The organism is Anaerosolibacter carboniphilus (genome assembly GCF_014205875.1).
In the GTDB taxonomy this organism is placed as follows: domain Bacteria; phylum Bacillota; class Clostridia; order Peptostreptococcales; family Thermotaleaceae; genus Anaerosolibacter; species Anaerosolibacter carboniphilus.
The window spans coordinates 18,163-35,142 of sequence record NZ_JACHEN010000019.1 but is presented as its reverse complement, the minus strand read 5'-3'; the positions used below and the strand labels follow the sequence as shown (position 1 = coordinate 35,142).

At 36.1% G+C, this 16,980-nt stretch carries 21 protein-coding genes and 1 tRNA gene; all 22 read left to right on the top strand.

Features of this window, described 5'->3' with window-relative positions; translation table 11 throughout:
* Nucleotides 1–5 precede the first annotated feature (5 nt).
* The 22 genes from HNQ80_RS15070 (at nt 6) to pyrR (ending at nt 16,911) form a co-directional block, all read left to right on the top strand.
* Nucleotides 6–200 carry a capping complex subunit for YIEGIA gene (locus HNQ80_RS15070; RefSeq protein WP_184311505.1) on the top strand — a complete coding sequence of 65 codons (195 nt, stop codon included), beginning with the start codon at nt 6–8 and terminating at the stop codon, nt 198–200.
* 131 nt (nt 201–331) lie between these two features.
* On the top strand, nt 332–1,651 hold the full coding sequence (locus tag HNQ80_RS15065) for a DUF512 domain-containing protein (protein WP_184311504.1): 1,320 nt from the start codon (nt 332–334) through the stop codon (nt 1,649–1,651).
* Between the two features lie 22 nt (nt 1,652–1,673).
* The gene (der, locus tag HNQ80_RS15060) at nt 1,674–2,996 is read left to right on the top strand and encodes a ribosome biogenesis GTPase Der (RefSeq protein ID WP_184311503.1); all 1,323 of its coding nucleotides are present in this window, start codon (nt 1,674–1,676) and stop codon (nt 2,994–2,996) included.
* Nucleotides 2,996–3,589, top strand: coding sequence for a glycerol-3-phosphate 1-O-acyltransferase PlsY (plsY, locus tag HNQ80_RS15055; RefSeq protein ID WP_184311502.1), 594 nt, complete (start codon nt 2,996–2,998; stop codon nt 3,587–3,589). Before der ends, plsY begins: the two co-directional genes overlap by 1 nt.
* Nucleotides 3,590–3,606: 17 nt before the next feature.
* On the top strand, nt 3,607–4,632 hold the full coding sequence (locus tag HNQ80_RS15050) for an NAD(P)H-dependent glycerol-3-phosphate dehydrogenase (RefSeq protein ID WP_184311501.1): 1,026 nt from the start codon (nt 3,607–3,609) through the stop codon (nt 4,630–4,632).
* Nucleotides 4,633–4,926: 294 nt separating this feature from the next.
* Complete coding sequence (gene spoIVA, locus HNQ80_RS15045) at nt 4,927–6,405, top strand: stage IV sporulation protein A (protein ID WP_184311500.1); 1,479 nt, start codon at nt 4,927–4,929, stop codon at nt 6,403–6,405.
* Between the two features lie 277 nt (nt 6,406–6,682).
* A tRNA-Pro gene (locus tag HNQ80_RS15040) sits at nt 6,683–6,759 on the top strand.
* Between the two features lie 99 nt (nt 6,760–6,858).
* A complete protein-coding gene (locus HNQ80_RS15035; RefSeq protein WP_184311499.1) occupies nt 6,859–7,242 on the top strand; it encodes a hypothetical protein in 384 nt (127 codons plus the stop codon).
* 193 nt (nt 7,243–7,435) lie between these two features.
* Entirely contained in the window at nt 7,436–8,704 is a 1,269-nt protein-coding gene (locus HNQ80_RS15030) for an HlyD family efflux transporter periplasmic adaptor subunit (protein WP_184311498.1), read from the top strand.
* A gap of 26 nt (nt 8,705–8,730) precedes the next feature.
* Nucleotides 8,731–9,426 (top strand): YggS family pyridoxal phosphate-dependent enzyme, encoded by a 696-nt coding sequence (locus HNQ80_RS15025; protein WP_184311497.1) that lies wholly within the window; start codon nt 8,731–8,733, stop codon nt 9,424–9,426.
* Between the two features lie 20 nt (nt 9,427–9,446).
* The gene (locus HNQ80_RS15020) at nt 9,447–9,887 is read left to right on the top strand and encodes a cell division protein SepF (protein ID WP_184311496.1); all 441 of its coding nucleotides are present in this window, start codon (nt 9,447–9,449) and stop codon (nt 9,885–9,887) included.
* Between the two features lie 18 nt (nt 9,888–9,905).
* The gene (locus HNQ80_RS15015) at nt 9,906–10,169 is read left to right on the top strand and encodes a YggT family protein (protein ID WP_184311495.1); all 264 of its coding nucleotides are present in this window, start codon (nt 9,906–9,908) and stop codon (nt 10,167–10,169) included.
* Nucleotides 10,170–10,182: 13 nt separating this feature from the next.
* The gene (locus HNQ80_RS15010) at nt 10,183–10,971 is read left to right on the top strand and encodes a YlmH family RNA-binding protein (protein WP_184311494.1); all 789 of its coding nucleotides are present in this window, start codon (nt 10,183–10,185) and stop codon (nt 10,969–10,971) included.
* A gap of 13 nt (nt 10,972–10,984) precedes the next feature.
* Nucleotides 10,985–11,452, top strand: coding sequence for a DivIVA domain-containing protein (locus HNQ80_RS15005; RefSeq protein WP_184311493.1), 468 nt, complete (start codon nt 10,985–10,987; stop codon nt 11,450–11,452).
* A 168-nt stretch (nt 11,453–11,620) separates the two neighbouring features.
* The gene (locus HNQ80_RS15000) at nt 11,621–12,319 is read left to right on the top strand and encodes a 5'-methylthioadenosine/adenosylhomocysteine nucleosidase (RefSeq protein ID WP_184311492.1); all 699 of its coding nucleotides are present in this window, start codon (nt 11,621–11,623) and stop codon (nt 12,317–12,319) included.
* Between the two features lie 17 nt (nt 12,320–12,336).
* On the top strand, nt 12,337–13,146 hold the full coding sequence (gene aroF / locus HNQ80_RS14995) for a 3-deoxy-7-phosphoheptulonate synthase (protein ID WP_184311491.1): 810 nt from the start codon (nt 12,337–12,339) through the stop codon (nt 13,144–13,146).
* Nucleotides 13,147–13,346: 200 nt separating this feature from the next.
* The gene (locus HNQ80_RS14990; protein ID WP_184311490.1) at nt 13,347–13,625 is read left to right on the top strand and encodes a DUF5665 domain-containing protein; all 279 of its coding nucleotides are present in this window, start codon (nt 13,347–13,349) and stop codon (nt 13,623–13,625) included.
* 12 nt (nt 13,626–13,637) lie between these two features.
* Entirely contained in the window at nt 13,638–14,333 is a 696-nt protein-coding gene (locus HNQ80_RS14985; protein WP_184311489.1) for a TraR/DksA C4-type zinc finger protein, read from the top strand.
* Nucleotides 14,334–14,342: 9 nt separating this feature from the next.
* The gene (locus tag HNQ80_RS14980; RefSeq protein WP_184311488.1) at nt 14,343–14,708 is read left to right on the top strand and encodes a hypothetical protein; all 366 of its coding nucleotides are present in this window, start codon (nt 14,343–14,345) and stop codon (nt 14,706–14,708) included.
* A 109-nt stretch (nt 14,709–14,817) separates the two neighbouring features.
* The gene (gene lspA, locus HNQ80_RS14975; RefSeq protein ID WP_184311487.1) at nt 14,818–15,261 is read left to right on the top strand and encodes a signal peptidase II; all 444 of its coding nucleotides are present in this window, start codon (nt 14,818–14,820) and stop codon (nt 15,259–15,261) included.
* Between the two features lie 15 nt (nt 15,262–15,276).
* Nucleotides 15,277–16,206, top strand: coding sequence for an RluA family pseudouridine synthase (locus HNQ80_RS14970; RefSeq protein ID WP_184311486.1), 930 nt, complete (start codon nt 15,277–15,279; stop codon nt 16,204–16,206).
* Between the two features lie 168 nt (nt 16,207–16,374).
* Complete coding sequence (gene pyrR / locus HNQ80_RS14965) at nt 16,375–16,911, top strand: bifunctional pyr operon transcriptional regulator/uracil phosphoribosyltransferase PyrR (protein ID WP_184311485.1); 537 nt, start codon at nt 16,375–16,377, stop codon at nt 16,909–16,911.
* The last annotated feature ends 69 nt before the right edge of the window (nt 16,912–16,980 follow it).

The following is a 16,980-nucleotide window of genomic DNA, read 5'->3' as shown; positions in this document are numbered from 1 at the left end:
GGAATATGGATTTTGGAATTAAGGATAGTATCGTTGCCATCATAACGATTGACAAAAGCGTTGTGTCTTCGAATACGATTCCTGTCTTTTACGCAAGCTCTGAAGAACATAAGGAGCGATTGGCTCTTCTAATTGCTAAAGTTACAATGGGAATGGTACATGATTTAGAAAATGGTTCATATGTTGTCGTGCGACATTAAGGAGAAATATACTCCTTGACTTAAAATGAAATTACATGATAATATTACTAAACGTAGTACATAATGTAAGTTTTTATGCTATAATATTATTAGTAGCAGGTACTAAAACTAGATTTTAAGTAGGTGTGTCCATGCTGGAAAAATCAAGCGAGAATGTTATTTCTGAAGTTGTCCCTGGAAGCATTGGGGAGAGAATAGGCATTGAAAGTGGAGATATTCTTCTTTCAATCAACGGACAGAAGATAGAAGATATTATAGAGTACATGTTTTTTATTTCTGATGAACGGCTAGATGTATCCATTAGAAAAGAAAATGGTGAAGTTAGAAATTATCATATAAGAAAAGACTATGATGAAGATTTAGGTATCGTATTTGAGAATCCTATTATTGATCAAGCAAAAAGTTGTAGAAATAAATGTATCTTTTGCTTCATTGACCAATTGCCCTCTCATATGAGAGAAACTTTGTATTTTAAAGATGATGATTCAAGATTGTCATTTTTACAAGGCAACTTTGTTACCTTAACCAACATGTCTGATGAAGATATTGATAAAATCATTCGATATCGGATTAGTCCTATCAACGTATCTATACATACCACAGATCCAGCGCTAAGAATAAAGATGCTAAACAATAAGACTGCAGGTAATATCTATGAAAGATTAAAAAGGCTTACAGATGTAGGCATAAGGATCAATGGTCAGATTGTGCTTTGCCCTGGAATAAATGATGGAGAAAGATTAGATAAAACTATAGTAGATTTGGCACAACTATATCCTGCATTAGAGAGTGTTGCCATAGTACCTGTAGGAGTCACTAATTTTAGAGAAAAGCTATTCCCATTGGACACTTATCATAAGGATAGTGCCAATGAGGTTATTGAACAGATTGATAAATGGCAGAAGAAGCTTTATAAGCAAATTCACACAAGGTTTGCATTTTTATCTGATGAATTTTATGTTCTTGCTGATCGATCTATTCCTTCTTACGAGGAGTATGAAAGCTTTCCACAGATTGAGAATGGCGTAGGGCTTATGGCCATGTTTGAACATGAATTAATGGATGAGCTTTTTAAGCTTCAAGCAAGAAAAATAAAGCATAAAAAAATCAGTATTATTACAGGAATATCCGCGAAGGCATTCCTTGCGGGGCTAAGTAGAAAAATAGAACAGAGATTTGAAGGGCTTGAATTAAAGGTCTATGCCATAGAAAACGAATTTTTTGGTAGAACAATTACGGTTGCGGGTTTGATTACCGGTCAAGATATTTTAAATCAGTTAAAGAGCAAAGATTTAGGAGAACGCATAATAATCCCGGAGTCTATGCTTAAAGCTGGAGAAGAAATTTTTCTCGACAATGTAACGGTAGGAGAGTTGCAAGAAAAGCTAGACGCAGAGGTTGTCGTATCTGCGGTAAACGGTAGGGAATTTATAAACAAAATATTAGAATGATCGTAATACTGGAGGGATTGTCATGGCAAAGCCGATTGTGGCGATTGTAGGTAGGCCCAATGTGGGGAAATCTACTTTTTTTAATCGTATAGCAGGGAAAAGGATTTCAATTGTAGAAGATAAGCCTGGTGTAACCAGAGATAGGATATATACAGAAGCAGAATGGCTGAATAACACTTTTACAATGATTGATACTGGCGGGATAGAGCCAGATACTCAAGACATTATATTATCACAAATGAGAAGGCAGGCGGAGATTGCCATTGAAACTGCAGATGTAATCGTATTCATGGTAGATGGACGAGAAGGACTAACGGCATCTGATGAAGATGTGGCAAACATGCTGAGAAGAACAAAGAAGCCTGTATTATTGGTTGTGAATAAGATCGATACGAAGGATCTGCCAAGTTCATTTTATGATTTTTATCAGCTAGGCCTTGGTGAACCCATTCCGATTTCCTCGGTAAACAGCTTAGGATTAGGAGACCTGTTAGACGAGATTATCGCTAAGTTTCCAGAAGATAGAGACGAAATCTATGAGGATGATACGATAAAAGTCGCTGTTATTGGGAAGCCAAATGTAGGAAAATCATCAATTATAAATACAATTTTAGGAGAAGAACGGGTTATTGTGAGCGATATCGCTGGCACAACTAGAGATGCCATTGATACACCATTTACCCATGAAGAAGACAAGTATGTTTTTATTGATACGGCTGGGATCCGAAGAAAAAGTAGGATACATGAAAATATCGAGAAATATAGTGTTATAAGATCTTTTACAGCTGTTGATCGTGCGGACGTTTGTTTATTGGTTATTGATGCCAGTGAAGGGGTTACAGAGCAAGATACTAAAATTGCAGGTTATGCCCATGAGCAGGGAAAATCTACAATTATTGTCGTAAACAAATGGGACGTTGTGGAAAAAGATACCCATACCATGAACCAATACATTAAAGATATTAAGGATAAGCTTTCTTTTATGCTTTATGCGCCGATTCTATTTGTTTCTGCTAAAACAAAGCAAAGAATGTATCAAATTCTTGAAACCATTAAATTTGTATCCAATCAACATGCTATGAGGGTGCAAACAGGGATGTTAAACGATATTATTGGAGAGGCTACTTTGCTGAATCAGCCACCTTCTGATAAGGGTAAGCGGTTAAAAATCTATTATGCAACGCAGGTATCTGTAAGGCCGCCTACATTTATTATATTTATCAACGATCGAGAGTTGACGCACTTTTCGTATACGAGATATCTTGAAAACAAAATTCGAGAAGCTTTTGGTTTTGAGGGTACGCCAATTTGGATTCAGTATAGAGAAAAGGGTGGGGATGAATAATGCTTTTAAAGGTATTGGCAGTATTATTAAGCTACGTGATCGGAAACTTTTCTACTTCCATTATCGTTTCCAAACTCTGGGCAGGTATTGATATCAGAAAATATGGGAGTGGCAATGCTGGTGCAACCAATGTACTAAGAACTCTAGGGATGAAAGCGGGTCTTGTTACATTTATTGGGGATGCGCTAAAGGCTATTCTAGCTGTTTGGATCGGAAGACGCCTTGGTGGGGAAGGTACAGCTTTAATTTGCGGAATCGCCGTGGTTATTGGACATAATTGGCCTGCATTCCTGGGATTTAAGGGAGGAAAGGGAATTGCTTCATCTATAGGTGTGGGTCTGTCTGTCAATCCAATAATTGCAATCATTTGTATTATTGTAGGGATTCTGATTATTGCAAAGACGAAATATGTATCTTTGGGCTCAGTCGTAGCTATTTGTTTACTGCCAATCCTTCTGTTATTCGTAGGATTTAAATTCTTTTTATTCGGATTGGCTTTAGCGTTGATGGCAATTTATAGACATAAAGAGAATATAAGTAGACTTTTAAAGGGAACTGAATCTAAATTGGGACAGAAATCCAGAATTAAGTAATCTAGGGGGGCGTTTTGATGTCGAGCATTTGTGTTATTGGAGCAGGAAGTTGGGGAACGGCCCTCGCAATCTCTTTAGCCAAAAAGGGCCACGATGTGAATTTGTGGATGAGAAACGAAGAACAGCTAAAGAAAATGAATCAAGCAAAGGAAAACATTAAATATCTTCCTGGTGTGTTATTGCCTAACAATATTACACTTTATCATGATATTCATGCAGCTGTTAAAGATACAGAGCTGATCCTACTAACTGTCGCTTCCCAAGCTGTAAGAGAAACTGTAAGCAGTTTTAAATCATCGGTATGTGATCAACAGGTAATTGTGAATGCAGCCAAGGGTCTTGAAGGTTCTTCATTGCTTTCCATATCTGAAGTGATTGCCCAAGAGTTGCCTAATAATCCTTTCGCTGTCCTGTCTGGGCCATCCCATGCGGAGGAAGTATGCAGAGATATGCCCACAACCCTTGTGGTAGCAGCAAATAAGAAAAGTATCGCAGAATATGTCCAAGATATATTCATTTCTCCTAAGTTGAGAATCTATACAAACCCAGATGTAACAGGAGTAGAATTAGGTGGAGCACTAAAGAATGTTATCGCTCTTGGGGCGGGAATTTCTGACGGTTTGGGATTTGGTGATAATGCAAAGGCGGCCCTTATGACTAGAGGAATTAGGGAAATTGCCCGTCTTGGGCAAATCATGGGCGCTGATCTTGGGACTTTCGCTGGATTGTCAGGGATAGGAGATCTAATCGTTACTTGTACCAGTATGCATAGTAGAAATAGAAGGTGTGGTATCTTAATCGGACAAGGGAAAAAACTGAGTGAAGCGACTGCTTCAATTGGTATGGTTGTGGAAGGCGTTGTCACAACGAAGGTAGCCTATGAACTATCGAAGAAATATGATGTTGAGATGCCTATTACATCTGAAATCTATAATATTCTTTACAAGGAGAAGGATGTGAAGGAGGCAGTTGTAAATTTAATGCTTAGAAGCCGTACCCATGAAATGGAAGAGGTTGTAGCAAATCAGCAAATTCAATGGTAGATTTTTATGTAGAAACTGTACATAGAATGAAGAGATATCTTAGCGGATATCTCTTTTGTTTTTTTCAAAATTTAAATAGAAGATAATTTTGTAGTATTTTCTTTAAGTTTTGAAGTATAAAATACATTCCTTCTTTATCTAGGAAGTCATATTATGATTTAGCTAGTCATATATATATATTGTTAATATAGTCCTATGTCGTTGGACAGATCATTGTAGGAGGGATGGACAGTACTCTGAGCGTTAAATTTATTAATAAATATATAATTTCATTATTAAAGGAGGGGAAAAAAAGTGGAGCGATTTGATATATATAGGGATATTGCAGATCGAACCCAGGGAGATATTTACATAGGGGTCGTTGGGCCGGTAAGAACAGGAAAATCAACATTTATCAAAAGATTTATGGATTTATTGGTATTGCCGAACATGGAGAACTCATATAGAAAAGAAAGAGCAAAGGATGAATTGCCACAAAGTGGAGCAGGCAAAACAATCATGACAACAGAGCCAAAATTTATTCCTAACGAAGCCGTTGAATTAATGCTAAAGGATAATGCGAAGTTTAAAGTGCGTCTGGTTGATTGTGTAGGCTATCTTGTAAAAGGAGCCCTTGGACATCAAGAGGGTGGCAAAGCAAGAATGGTTACTACACCATGGTTTGAGAAGGAAATTCCTTTCGAAGAGGCTGCTGAGGTCGGAACAAGGAAAGTGATAACAGATCATTCAACGATTGGTCTCGTGGTAACAACGGATGGAAGTATTACAGAAATTGAAAGGGAAGATTATCAAGAAGCAGAGGAAAGAGTGGTAAGGGAATTAAGGGAATTGAATAAGCCATTTGTAATGATCTTGAACTCTACGAATCCTTCTTCTGAAGAGGCGTTAAAGCTAAGAGGGCAATTAGAAGAAAAGTATGCAGTACCAGTAGTGGCTGCAGACTGCGCTAGGATGAGTATGGAAAACGTAAATGAGATTCTTGAGAATGTCCTTTTTGAATTCCCAATAAAAGAGATCAATATTACATTGCCTGGCTGGGTCGATGGACTAGAAGGCAATCACTGGCTCAAAAATAAAATATTAAGTTCTGTAAAACAATGGTCTAAGGACGTAAAAAAAATAAATGATGTACGCGATGCTGTGAACCTGTTTGCCGATGAAGAAGTCATCTCTGAAGCGTTGTTAGGCGATATCGAGCTTGGTGAAGGTGTTGCCCATATTAAGATGAAGACAAAGGAAGGATTATTCTATAATATATTGGAAGAGGTAACTGGTTACCGAATCGAGGGAGATCATCAATTGCTAGGGCTGATTAAAGAATTCTCCAGGGCAAAACGAGAATTTGATAAGGTAGAAAAAGCACTTATTGATGTGAAAGAAACTGGATATGGTCTTGTGCCACCTAGCTTACAAGAGCTGGAGTTAGAGGAACCCGAGATATTTAAACATGGGAATCGATTTGGTGTTAAACTAAGAGCAAATGCCCCATCTTTGCATTTGATTCGTGCAGACATAGCAACAGAGGTATCACCATTGGTTGGAACTGAAAAGCAAAGTGAAGAATTACTAAAATATCTATTAGATGAATTTGAGTCAGATCCAACAAAAATTTGGCAGACAAATATGTTTGGTAAGTCTCTGCATGATCTCGTAAAAGAACAGTTACAAAACAAATTATTTATGATGCCAGAGGATGCAAGAAGTAAAATGCAGAGAACATTACAAAAGATTGTCAATGAAGGCAGTGGCGGGCTAATCTGTATCATTCTATAAAAGTAGCATGGATCCCTATGGGATCCATGCTACTTTTATTACTAGAAGTGATGAAAATGGAATAAAAGACATCATTATATTTAAGATATTTGAATAATTGTAAGAAATTCTACATATGATAGTGAAGGAAGAATAAGGAAATAATGGATGAATTTAAATTTGTATTTAAATTTGAGGAAACTACTTGAAAATCTATTTCGATTCATTTATAATACAATGTATCTGAAGAATAATTCTCTAGATATAAGAAAATAGTCAAGACATTTCATTTCATCATCTGGGTGTGGCGCAGTTTGGTAGCGCGCTAGAATGGGGTTCTAGAGGCCGAGAGTTCAAGTCTCTCCACTCAGACCAGTTTTAAAAACATTAAAGCTATGATTAATCATAGCTTTAATGTTTTTAATGATTATAGGGTTTGTGGGTGTGTTTTTATGGGAAAAGGAGTGAAACATGATGTATACAAAATATTTGCTAAATGTTTTGATGATGCTGTTTGGCGTTTCTATGCTAGGATACCTCCTCTGTGTTTTGAAGGAAAAGTATTATTTAAAAAATAATAGAATTGTATTAGATGGTAAAGGAATTACAGAGGAGCATATAAATGAAATAGATACTAACTACTTTAGGGTTGGCAAAATCGAAATCATGGCAGGGGATGAGGTTAAAATTTATTTCAATAACAAAAGCAAGCTTAGGGGAATTATTTTAGGCGCCAAAATCCGTGAAAATAGTTTGATGATTATTACTGAAAACGATACTGTGGAATTGGTAGAACTAAAAAACATCAGGTCCTTTAAAGTTATCAATAAATATGGCAAACTGTTTAACTGGTTTTAGGGCTACTTCGGTAGTCTTTTTTGATTTGTGCTACAGTAATCCTATTAAGTACTTATACCTTATGCCGAAAGAAAAGCGATAGGACTTTCTCACTAAATAAAATTAATACAATTTCATGGAAGGAAATATAGTACCCATGAAGAATTATTAATAGGGTAAAGTATGATTAAAATAACCTAGTAGGTGAAATAAATTGAAAAAGAAGCAAACAAAAAAACGCAGAAGACACAATAAGTTATATTATTTTTTCTTCGGAGTCGTTATTTTATATTTTCTAGTAAAACTTGCGCCAATCGCTTTGTCTACGACAATCGAAACGGAAATTGCTAAGTTTGGAAGTATTGAGGTGAATTATCCTATCAACGGATATTTAGTAAGAAATGAGAGACTTATCAAGTCAAATAGTGAAGGAAGTATCAAATATTTTGTTCAAGATGGTGAGAAAGTTGAAAAAGGTTACAAAGTTGCAGAAATTTTTAGAGATACCATTGATTCTGCTACAAGAAAAAAACTGGAAGTGATTAACCAGAGGATAGAGAGCTTGAATGAAAATAAAGAAAACCTATTTGATTGGGATGTAAATAAACTTGATCAAGAGATTCATACAATTATTGAAGAAATGAAAGAATATAGAGAAAAAGGTGAATTACTGAAGTTCGATGATTTAAAGAAAGAATTGACTGCTAAGCTAGAGAAAAAAAGAATTATCTATGGAGATAAGAGTTTTGCAGGAAAAAACCTTGAAGCCTTGAAGCAAGAACAGCAACTGTTGGAAACGAAGATTAGCAGTGCCGTTACGGCGATGATTAGTCCAGAAACAGGTGTGATAAGTTATTTTGTCGATGGATATGAAACAATTCTAAACCCCGTAAACATGGGTGCGATTCAGTATGAAGAATTAAAAAAGCAGAAAGCACAAATTACTGATTTGAGAACAGAAAAAACGATCCTAGGTCAACCTGCTTTTAAAATTGTTGACAATAGCATATGGTATTTAATAACTTGGATCGACAAGGATCATTTAAGTAATTTTAAAGCTGGAAAGAATGTAAGCCTTAAGTTTCCTCAAGGAACCATAGGTGGTCAAATATATAAAGTAATTGAAAATGATAAAAATGGAATGGTTATTTTCAAAATGGACGAATATATTGAAGACTTCCATAAAATTCGAAATATAGATATTGAAGTAACTGCTATAAACAAAGAAGGTTTGAAGATTCATAATGATTGTATTGTTGAGAAGGACGGCAAAAAGGGAGTATACGTACTTGATGTCAGCAGATTTGCCCGCTTTAAACCAATAAAGATTATTGAACAAGAGGAAGAATATGCTATTGTGCAAAGTAATGTTTTCTATGAAAAAGAAGGTGAGGATGTAAAAACAATAGAAACAATAAAGTTGTATGACGAAATTGTTAGAAACGGTGCTAAAATTAAAGAAGGTCAGCTTGTGTATGAATGATTTATAGAGTTTTAAGGAGGTAAAAGATGTCCCATATTAAAGAGAATATCGTACATATACAAAAAGAAATCCAGGCATTGTGCCGGGATATTGGAAAAGATCCACAGGAGATTCACCTAATTGCTGTTACAAAAACTATAGATGCAAGTAGAATCAATGAAGCCATCGCCGAGGGCATCGTCAATATCGGTGAGAATAAAGTTCAAGAAATCTTGAATAAATTCGAACAGGTTAACGATATAAATTGGCATATGATAGGGCATTTGCAAACCAATAAGGTAAAATACATCATAGATAAAGTACAGATGATTCATTCGGTTGACCGTATTCATCTAGCAGAAGAAATTAATAAAAAAGCAAAGCAAATAAATAGATGTATAGATATTTTGATTCAAGTAAATATTGCAAAAGAGGAAACAAAATTTGGCATTGATGAAAAGGATATTTATGATTTTATAGATCAATTAGCATTGCTACCGCATATTCGCGTGAAAGGATTGATGACGATAGCGCCTTTTGAGGAGAATCCTGAAGAGGTGAGAATTCATTTTAAAAGGATGAAACAGCTTTTTGATGAGATTCATGATAAAAACATAAAAGGAATAGAGATGCGCTACTTGTCCATGGGTATGACCAATGATTTCAAGATAGCCATTGAAGAAGGTTCCAATATGGTTCGTATTGGAACAGGTATTTTTGGAAAACGAAACTATACAGAATAATAAGGTAAGGGGGACATAGGATGTCAGCAAAGTTTATCGATAAAGTAAAGTATTTTATGGGCTTGGATGACTATGAGGAAGATATGGAAGAGAATGATGAAAGCCAAATCCACGAAGATGAGGATGTAATTCCTATTACAAGCAAGAAAAATAGGGTAGTAAACATCCATACCACAACTCAGATGAAGGTGGTAATCTGCGAGCCCACAGAGTTTGAAGAAGCGCCAGGTATTATTGATAATTTAAAGAATAGAAAGCCTGTGGTAATAAACTTAGAGAATTTAGATCAAGATATTGCGAAGAAAATATTTGATTTTTTGAATGGGGCTGTCTATGCATTAGATGGCAACATACAAAAGGTATCGAAAGGAATATTTATCCTTGCACCTAATAATGTAGATATTGCTGGAAACATCAGAGAGGAATTAAAAAACAAAGGTATTTTTCCCTGGCAAAAATAAATTTTGGATGGTGGAACAATGTGGACAATAAGAGCTTCAATTGACTATTTTTTTAATATTCTAACCTACTTAATTGTAGCTAGAGCAATATCAACTTGGATTTTCACAAATCCTTACAACAATATTTCGAAGCTATTGTATCAAATAACGGAACCAATCATTGCACCTTTCAGAAGTCTGTTAACAAGAATAGGCCTTGGTGGAAGACACATTGATTTTTCTCCCCTTGTTGCCATATGGGGACTCATGTTTATTAAGATACTGATATTAAGTTTTATTTAGAAAAGGTGAGCACTTGATAGATAGAGAAGGACTAACGCGACATATTCGAAGCGCTGAAGATAAAATTATTATTTCTAGGATGTTGGATAGGGCAGAGGCTGTGCTAAAGAATTATATTCCACGCAATACTGATTTTTTTGATCCATACCAAATATCCTTGTGCAGGCCGATCCTTAACAAACTCGATGAGCTTAAGTATTTTATTGCGGGAGGAGTTGCACAGTCTGAAAGACAAATCATTGTGATGTTTCCAGATTATATGGAACCAGAAGAAATTGAAAGTCCTTTAAGCGTTCTTCAAATTGATGGTGATTTTGAGAATAATAATTTGTCCCATAGGGATATCTTAGGGGCAATTTTAGGGCTAGGTATAAAAAGAGAAAAGATTGGTGATATTATCGTTTCTGCCAACTGCGCATATATTGTGTCGTTTAAAGAAATCTGCGATTTTATGAATGGAAATCTAGCAAAAATATCCCGTTATAGCATCGAAACAAATCTGGTAGACTTGGAGAATATCAAAATTCAAGAGGAGAATTATAAGTTGATAGAGACGACAGTTCCCTCTTTAAGGCTAGATGCCTTGGTAGGTGTAGGTTTTGGAGAATCTAGGAGTTCCTTATCAAAAATGATAGGGAATGATAGAGTTAAAGTAAACTGGAAGCCTATTAATAATCCTGCTCATCCAGTTCATGAAGGCGATGTAATCTCCTTTAAGGGTAAAGGCAGAATCCTATTGTTAGAAGTAGGGAATAAGACCAAGAAAGATCGATATAAGGTGACTATAAAACGGATGATCTAAGGGAGGGAATCAGATGATTACACCATTGGAAATTCAAAATAAAGAATTTAAAAAGGTGATGAGGGGCTATAAGGAAAGTGAAGTAGATGAATTCTTAGACAAAATAATGATTGACTATGAAAAGTTGTATAAGGATAATATTGAGTTGAAGGACAAGATCACACTCCTACAAGAGCAAATCGATAAGTATGCCAATCTGGAAAAAACCTTGAATAATACGCTGATTGTGGCTCAAACTACAGCTGAAGAAGTTTCATCCAACGCCCATAAAAAGGCCGAACTAATCATCCGAGAAGCAGAGAATAAAGGGATGGCTATTATTGAGGAAGCCAACAAGGATGTAGTTAAGATTAAAAGAGAGTATGAAGAAGTGAAGAAGCAGATGCATATATTCAAAACGAGATTTAAAACCTTGCTTGAATCTCAATTAGAGGCTGTAAATACAAGTAGTAAAGAAATCATTGAAGATGTAGAGGAATAGCGGATATAGAAGATCCTGATTTACATAGAATATATACTGAATTAAAATCCTCGTCCTATTCAAGGATGGGGATTTTAAAATTTATATTTTAGCAATGTAACAATTCCCTTGACACAATTTGGGATAAAGGTATAATGAATTAAGAAATAGGTTAGGAGGCATAGTTATATGAATAGAATAGGTATTATTGGTGCAATGGATGAGGAAGTACATTTGTTAAAGGAAAAAATGGTACTTGAAAAGTCTGAGGATATAGCAGGAATGACTTTTTATTGTGGCAGGTTAGAAGATAGAGATGTTGTCATCGTAAGATGTGGCATTGGTAAAGTAAATGCAGCGATTTGTGCTCAGGTACTGATTAGTACCTATCAAGTATCTGAAATTATCAATACAGGGGTAGCAGGTGCTTTAAAGGATGAGCTGGAAGTTGGAGATCTGGTTATTTCCACAGATGTATTAGAGCATGATTTTGATGTAACCGGATTTGGATATAAACTAGGACAAATTCCAAGAATGGACGAATATATTTTTAAATCTGATTCTAAACTAATAGAAGTAGCAAAGAAGGTTAGCGAAAATGAAGAAAAGTCTCACAAAATTTTAACAGGTCGGATTCTCTCAGGAGATGTGTTTGTCGCATGTCCTGAGAGAAAGGAATTATTACTAAATGAGTTCCAAGGATATTGTACGGAGATGGAAGGTGCGGCCATCGGACATGCTTGCTATTTGAATAAGATTCCTTTTGTAATTATAAGGGCAATGTCTGACAAAGCTGACGGGACAGCCCATCATAATTTCAATGAATTTGTTCATGAAGCCGCCAAAAACTCCAGTGATATTGTGGCAGGGATGTTAAAACTTTTATAATTTAAGGAATGGTGGCTATGAAACTGAAATTGGCAGGGAGAGAATGTAAAGAAAAAACCATTGTCAAAGTAGGAAATGTTGAAATTGGAGGAGATGAGCTCGTCATCATCGCAGGTCCTTGTGCCATTGAAAGTGAGAAGCAACTGATTGAAACAGCAATGGCAGTAAAAAAGGCTGGGGCTCAAATACTGCGTGGTGGGGCATTTAAACCTAGAACATCGCCCTATTCTTTTCAAGGCTTGGGCGAAGAGGGACTGAAATATCTTCATCATGCTGGACAGGAGAACAATATGCCTGTTATATCTGAGGTAATGGATCCACGGGATATTGATATGCTTGATAAGTATGTGGATATTTTTCAAATAGGATCTAGAAATATGCAAAACTATAGCTTGCTACGGGAAGTGGGAAAAGGGCGCAAGCCTGTAATGTTGAAGCGCGGTATGTCCGCCAGCATCGAAGAATGGTTATCTGCTGCGGAATATATCGTTTTGGAAGGGAACAGGGATGTTATTTTATGTGAAAGAGGGATTAGAACCTTTGAAAATTATACAAGAAATACCCTCGATCTTATGGCGGTACCTATTATCAAGCAGCTGAGTCATTTCCCTATCATTGTTGATCCTAGTCATGGGACAGGTAGAGAAGAATTGGTTGCATCTGCATCAAGGGCAGCCGTAGCTATTGGTGCCCATGGACTTATGATCGAGGTACATCCTTGTCCGTGCGATGCTTTATCGGACGGGGTGCAATCCTTAGACTTTGAAAAATTCCAGAGCTTAAGCAAGGACCTTTTTACAATTCGTAACTGCTTGGATTTATTATAAATTTAAACTTCTTTGAACTAGAGCTACCATCCGTAGCTCTGTTTTTTGTTTTTGTCCTTGATTATAAACTTCGTGCTTATTTAAATCCTTGCAGGATATATTTATATAAACATTATAATTGGAAAAGACTATGAATATGGTTATTTTAGGGTATCAAACCCTATAACCTAGTTTTTAAAAAGTGCAATGGGGGTGCAATCATGGATGAGAAAAAGATGGCAAAGATAGAAGAACGGCTTGAAAAAATTGCTCTTGACTTGGAAAAAGTGAAATTAGCTGAATATGTGGAGATCATGAATAATCCTAAGAAATTATTATATACTAACTTTATCAGCGGTTTGGCCAGAGGACTCGGAACGGCCATCGGATTAACTGTATTGGCTGCGATTTTGTTTTACATATTAAAGCAGACTGTAAATCTTCCATTGATTGGTCAATATATTGCGGATTTACTTGATATTATTGAAAACTATAGATAAGGAGGTTTGAATTTGAATAAGCAAAGGATGGAATACTTTAAAGATTTATTGCTGCAAGAAAGGGAAGTTGCACAAATTACACTTGAGCGTATGAATGAGAATGAGCCCAATGATAATTTTAAAGACTATTTTGATGAATTATCAGTATATGATAATCACCCAGCAGATATTGGCACTGAGTTGTTTCAAGTGGAAATGAACTTTAATCTAAAAAATAATGAAGAACTACACTTGCAAGAGATTGATAATGCATTGCATAAAATTGAAGATGGTTCCTATGGGAGTTGTATTACATGCGGTAAAGACATAGCTGAGGAAAGGCTTGAAATTTTACCTACAGCTGTACAATGTATGGACTGTGAAAAAGACGGATTATCTATCCATACTGAAGTAGATACACGGCCTGTAGAAGAAGAGGTATTGTACCCTCCTTTTGGAAGGAGTTTCAAAGATTATGATGATAGCTATAATGGATTTGATGGAGAAGATGCATGGCAAGCGGTAGAACGATATAATGAGATACGACAAGATCCTTCTTTTAATGGAGGAGATCAGCAGGGGTACTTCGATGACGACGAGCCTGGATTTATAGAGGAGGAACCAGGTATTGTAGAGGAAGTAGAGCAAATTTCTGAGGATTATTACGTAGGTCAGCTTGAGAACGAAGAAAGAAAAGATATTCCATATAAACAAAGAAGAAAGAAATAGGGTGATGGCATGATTACAATAACAGGTTATTTTAAATCTATCTATGGGGCGCAAAAGGCTTACAATGATTTAAAAAAACAGGGATTTAAGAATGCAAGAATGGATATCATTGATCGATTTCCCAAAAATGCGGATAAGCGTATAGACAATGTGATTGGCAGCAGGGAAGGAAGCTTATCCAGTTTAATTCTAAAGCCTGGAGAAGGAGAAATATCCATGGAGCTAAGATCATTATATGCGGCTGATCCTAATGTAAGTGGGATGGGTGGCTTTAGCGAGGTTGCAGATGCAAATATTCTTGTTTCCACTACTGTAGAAGATGGAGATGAGGAGCGGTGTAAAAGAATTATTCAAGAAAATGATGGAGAAGTGTAAAAAGTGGAGCATTGCTTCACTTTTTACTGCATTTACTTTTAAAGGATATTTATTATCATCCCTCGTAAATTATGGTATAATCTAATAGATTAATTAAAGGGGGTATAGAATGAGTTATATACTAATTGTTCTTATTATTGCACTAGATCAAGTTTCAAAATATTATGTTCAAGCGAATTTGTTGGAGAATGAATCCATTCCTGTTATTCAAAATATTTTTCATATTACCTATGTACATAATTACGGGGCAGCTTTTGGAATTTTAAGGAATCACAAGATTTTCTTCATAGTGATTACGACGGCAGTTGTTATAGGGATTTTTCTTTTCTTAAAGACACAGTCAAAAGTACACGCTACCATGAAATATAGTCTAATGCTGATTATTGCTGGGGCAGTGGGTAATCTAATGGATAGAATCCAAGTTGGATATGTAAGAGATTTTTTTGATTTTAGAATCTGGCCTGTATTTAATATAGCAGATATGGCTATCGTTTGCGGTGCCATCCTATTAAGCTATTATCTGTTGATTATTGATAGGCCCCAAAAGAGCTAGAAAGGAAGAGAACTTTTGGAAATACAAAAATTTATTGTTGATGATATAGACGAGGGACAACGTCTGGATGTATACATTGCCAATCAACTAGAGCATCTGTCTCGAAGTTTTATTCAAAAACTTATAGAGCAAGGCAATATTCAGATTAATGGCAGTAAAGAAACCGTTAAGAAATATAAGGTTCTAGAAAATGATGAAATAGAAGTAGAAATTCCTGAGCCCGAGTTGCTTAAGGTTGAACCAGAAGATATCCCTATTGATATCGTCTATGAAGATGAGGATGTAGTCATCGTAAACAAACCTCAGGGTATGGTTGTGCATCCAGCGCCAGGGAATTACCATGGAACATTAGTAAATGCATTGCTTTACCAATGCAAGAATCTATCATCTATCAATGGTGTAATCCGACCTGGCATCGTTCATCGAATTGATAAGGATACCAGCGGCCTCCTTATGGTAGCTAAGAATGATAGGGCCCATCGAAGTCTAGCTGAACAGTTAAAGGAGCACTCCATCAATAGGGTATACGTTGCTTTAGTACATGGTAATATTAAAGAAGAGCGTGGAACGATTAATGCACCTATTGGGAGACATCCTGTAGATCGAATGAAAATGGCTGTGGTAGATAGAAATGGAAAAAATGCTGTTACCCACTTTCGTGTTTTAGAGAGATATGGGGAATATTCTTTAATAGAAGCGAAGCTAGAAACAGGTAGAACCCATCAAATTCGTGTACATATGGCATATATACATCACCCTCTCGTGGGAGATCCTATCTATAGCCAAAAGAAGGAAAAGTTTCACACGGAGGGGCAGGCGTTACATGCCCAAACCATAGGATTCATTCATCCGGTGAAGGGTGAATACATGGAGTTTCATGCTGAAATTCCAGAGCGTTTTAGAAAAATTATTAAAATAATTGAAAATCTATGTAGACAAAGGTGAAAAACTATGCTAATCTAGTATAGAAATAAACACCTTTAAATTTGCCCTGTGAGGCAATAAGGACTCTACAATGAAATTGTAAGCATGCATTTTGTTCATGTAGATAACTTCTTGCCTTTAGGTAAGAAGTTTTTTTATGTTTAGAAATTCATGCGCAGAGGTGGTTATATGAAATTTAAAGCTCAAATTATGGATGAGCAGGCAATACAAAGGGCGTCAACACGAATTGCCCATGAAATTATCGAAAAAAATAAAGGAATTGAAGATGTTGTTCTGGTAGGAATCAAAACGAGAGGTGTTCCTTTCGCCAAGAGATTAAGCGATAAGATCGAAGCAATTGAAAAAGCGAAGGTAGATACGGGTATAGTAGATATAACGCTATACAGAGACGATTTAAGTAAAATAGATGAAAACCCTGTAATCAATAGTACGGATATTCAGGTAAATATAAATAATAAGGTAGTTGTTCTCGTAGACGATGTGCTATTTACTGGGCGTACGGTACGGGCTGCTATGGATGCAATCATGGACATTGGAAGACCTAGATCCATACAGTTGGCAGTACTGATCGATAGGGGACACAGAGAACTGCCGATTCGAGCTGATTTTGTAGGGAAGAATGTACCTACATCAAAGGAAGAAGTAGTTTGTGTACATTTTGAAGAGATTGATAACATCAATGATGTTACCATAAATGAAAGGTAAAAAGTGAATCTTCAAACCCTTTAACCTTTTAAATCGGTCCTGCGAGGCTGATAAGGGAGATAATGGAAG

Excerpts from the sequence above, each read along its gene's own strand:
- HNQ80_RS15070 (WP_184311505.1), top strand. The coding sequence starts at position 6 with ATGGATTTTGGAATTAAGGATAGTATCGTTGCCATCATAACGATTGAC.
- HNQ80_RS15065 (WP_184311504.1), top strand. The coding sequence starts at position 332 with ATGCTGGAAAAATCAAGCGAGAATGTTATTTCTGAAGTTGTCCCTGGA.
- der (WP_184311503.1), top strand. The coding sequence starts at position 1,674 with ATGGCAAAGCCGATTGTGGCGATTGTAGGTAGGCCCAATGTGGGGAAA.
- plsY (WP_184311502.1), top strand. The coding sequence starts at position 2,996 with ATGCTTTTAAAGGTATTGGCAGTATTATTAAGCTACGTGATCGGAAAC.
- HNQ80_RS15050 (WP_184311501.1), top strand. The coding sequence starts at position 3,607 with ATGTCGAGCATTTGTGTTATTGGAGCAGGAAGTTGGGGAACGGCCCTC.
- HNQ80_RS15035 (WP_184311499.1), top strand. The coding sequence starts at position 6,859 with ATGTATACAAAATATTTGCTAAATGTTTTGATGATGCTGTTTGGCGTT.
- HNQ80_RS15025 (WP_184311497.1), top strand. The coding sequence starts at position 8,731 with ATGTCCCATATTAAAGAGAATATCGTACATATACAAAAAGAAATCCAG.
- HNQ80_RS15020 (WP_184311496.1), top strand. The coding sequence starts at position 9,447 with ATGTCAGCAAAGTTTATCGATAAAGTAAAGTATTTTATGGGCTTGGAT.
- HNQ80_RS15015 (WP_184311495.1), top strand. The coding sequence starts at position 9,906 with ATGTGGACAATAAGAGCTTCAATTGACTATTTTTTTAATATTCTAACC.
- HNQ80_RS15005 (WP_184311493.1), top strand. The coding sequence starts at position 10,985 with ATGATTACACCATTGGAAATTCAAAATAAAGAATTTAAAAAGGTGATG.
- HNQ80_RS15000 (WP_184311492.1), top strand. The coding sequence starts at position 11,621 with ATGAATAGAATAGGTATTATTGGTGCAATGGATGAGGAAGTACATTTG.
- aroF (WP_184311491.1), top strand. The coding sequence starts at position 12,337 with ATGAAACTGAAATTGGCAGGGAGAGAATGTAAAGAAAAAACCATTGTC.
- HNQ80_RS14990 (WP_184311490.1), top strand. The coding sequence starts at position 13,347 with ATGGATGAGAAAAAGATGGCAAAGATAGAAGAACGGCTTGAAAAAATT.
- HNQ80_RS14980 (WP_184311488.1), top strand. The coding sequence starts at position 14,343 with ATGATTACAATAACAGGTTATTTTAAATCTATCTATGGGGCGCAAAAG.
- lspA (WP_184311487.1), top strand. The coding sequence starts at position 14,818 with ATGAGTTATATACTAATTGTTCTTATTATTGCACTAGATCAAGTTTCA.
- pyrR (WP_184311485.1), top strand. The coding sequence starts at position 16,375 with ATGAAATTTAAAGCTCAAATTATGGATGAGCAGGCAATACAAAGGGCG.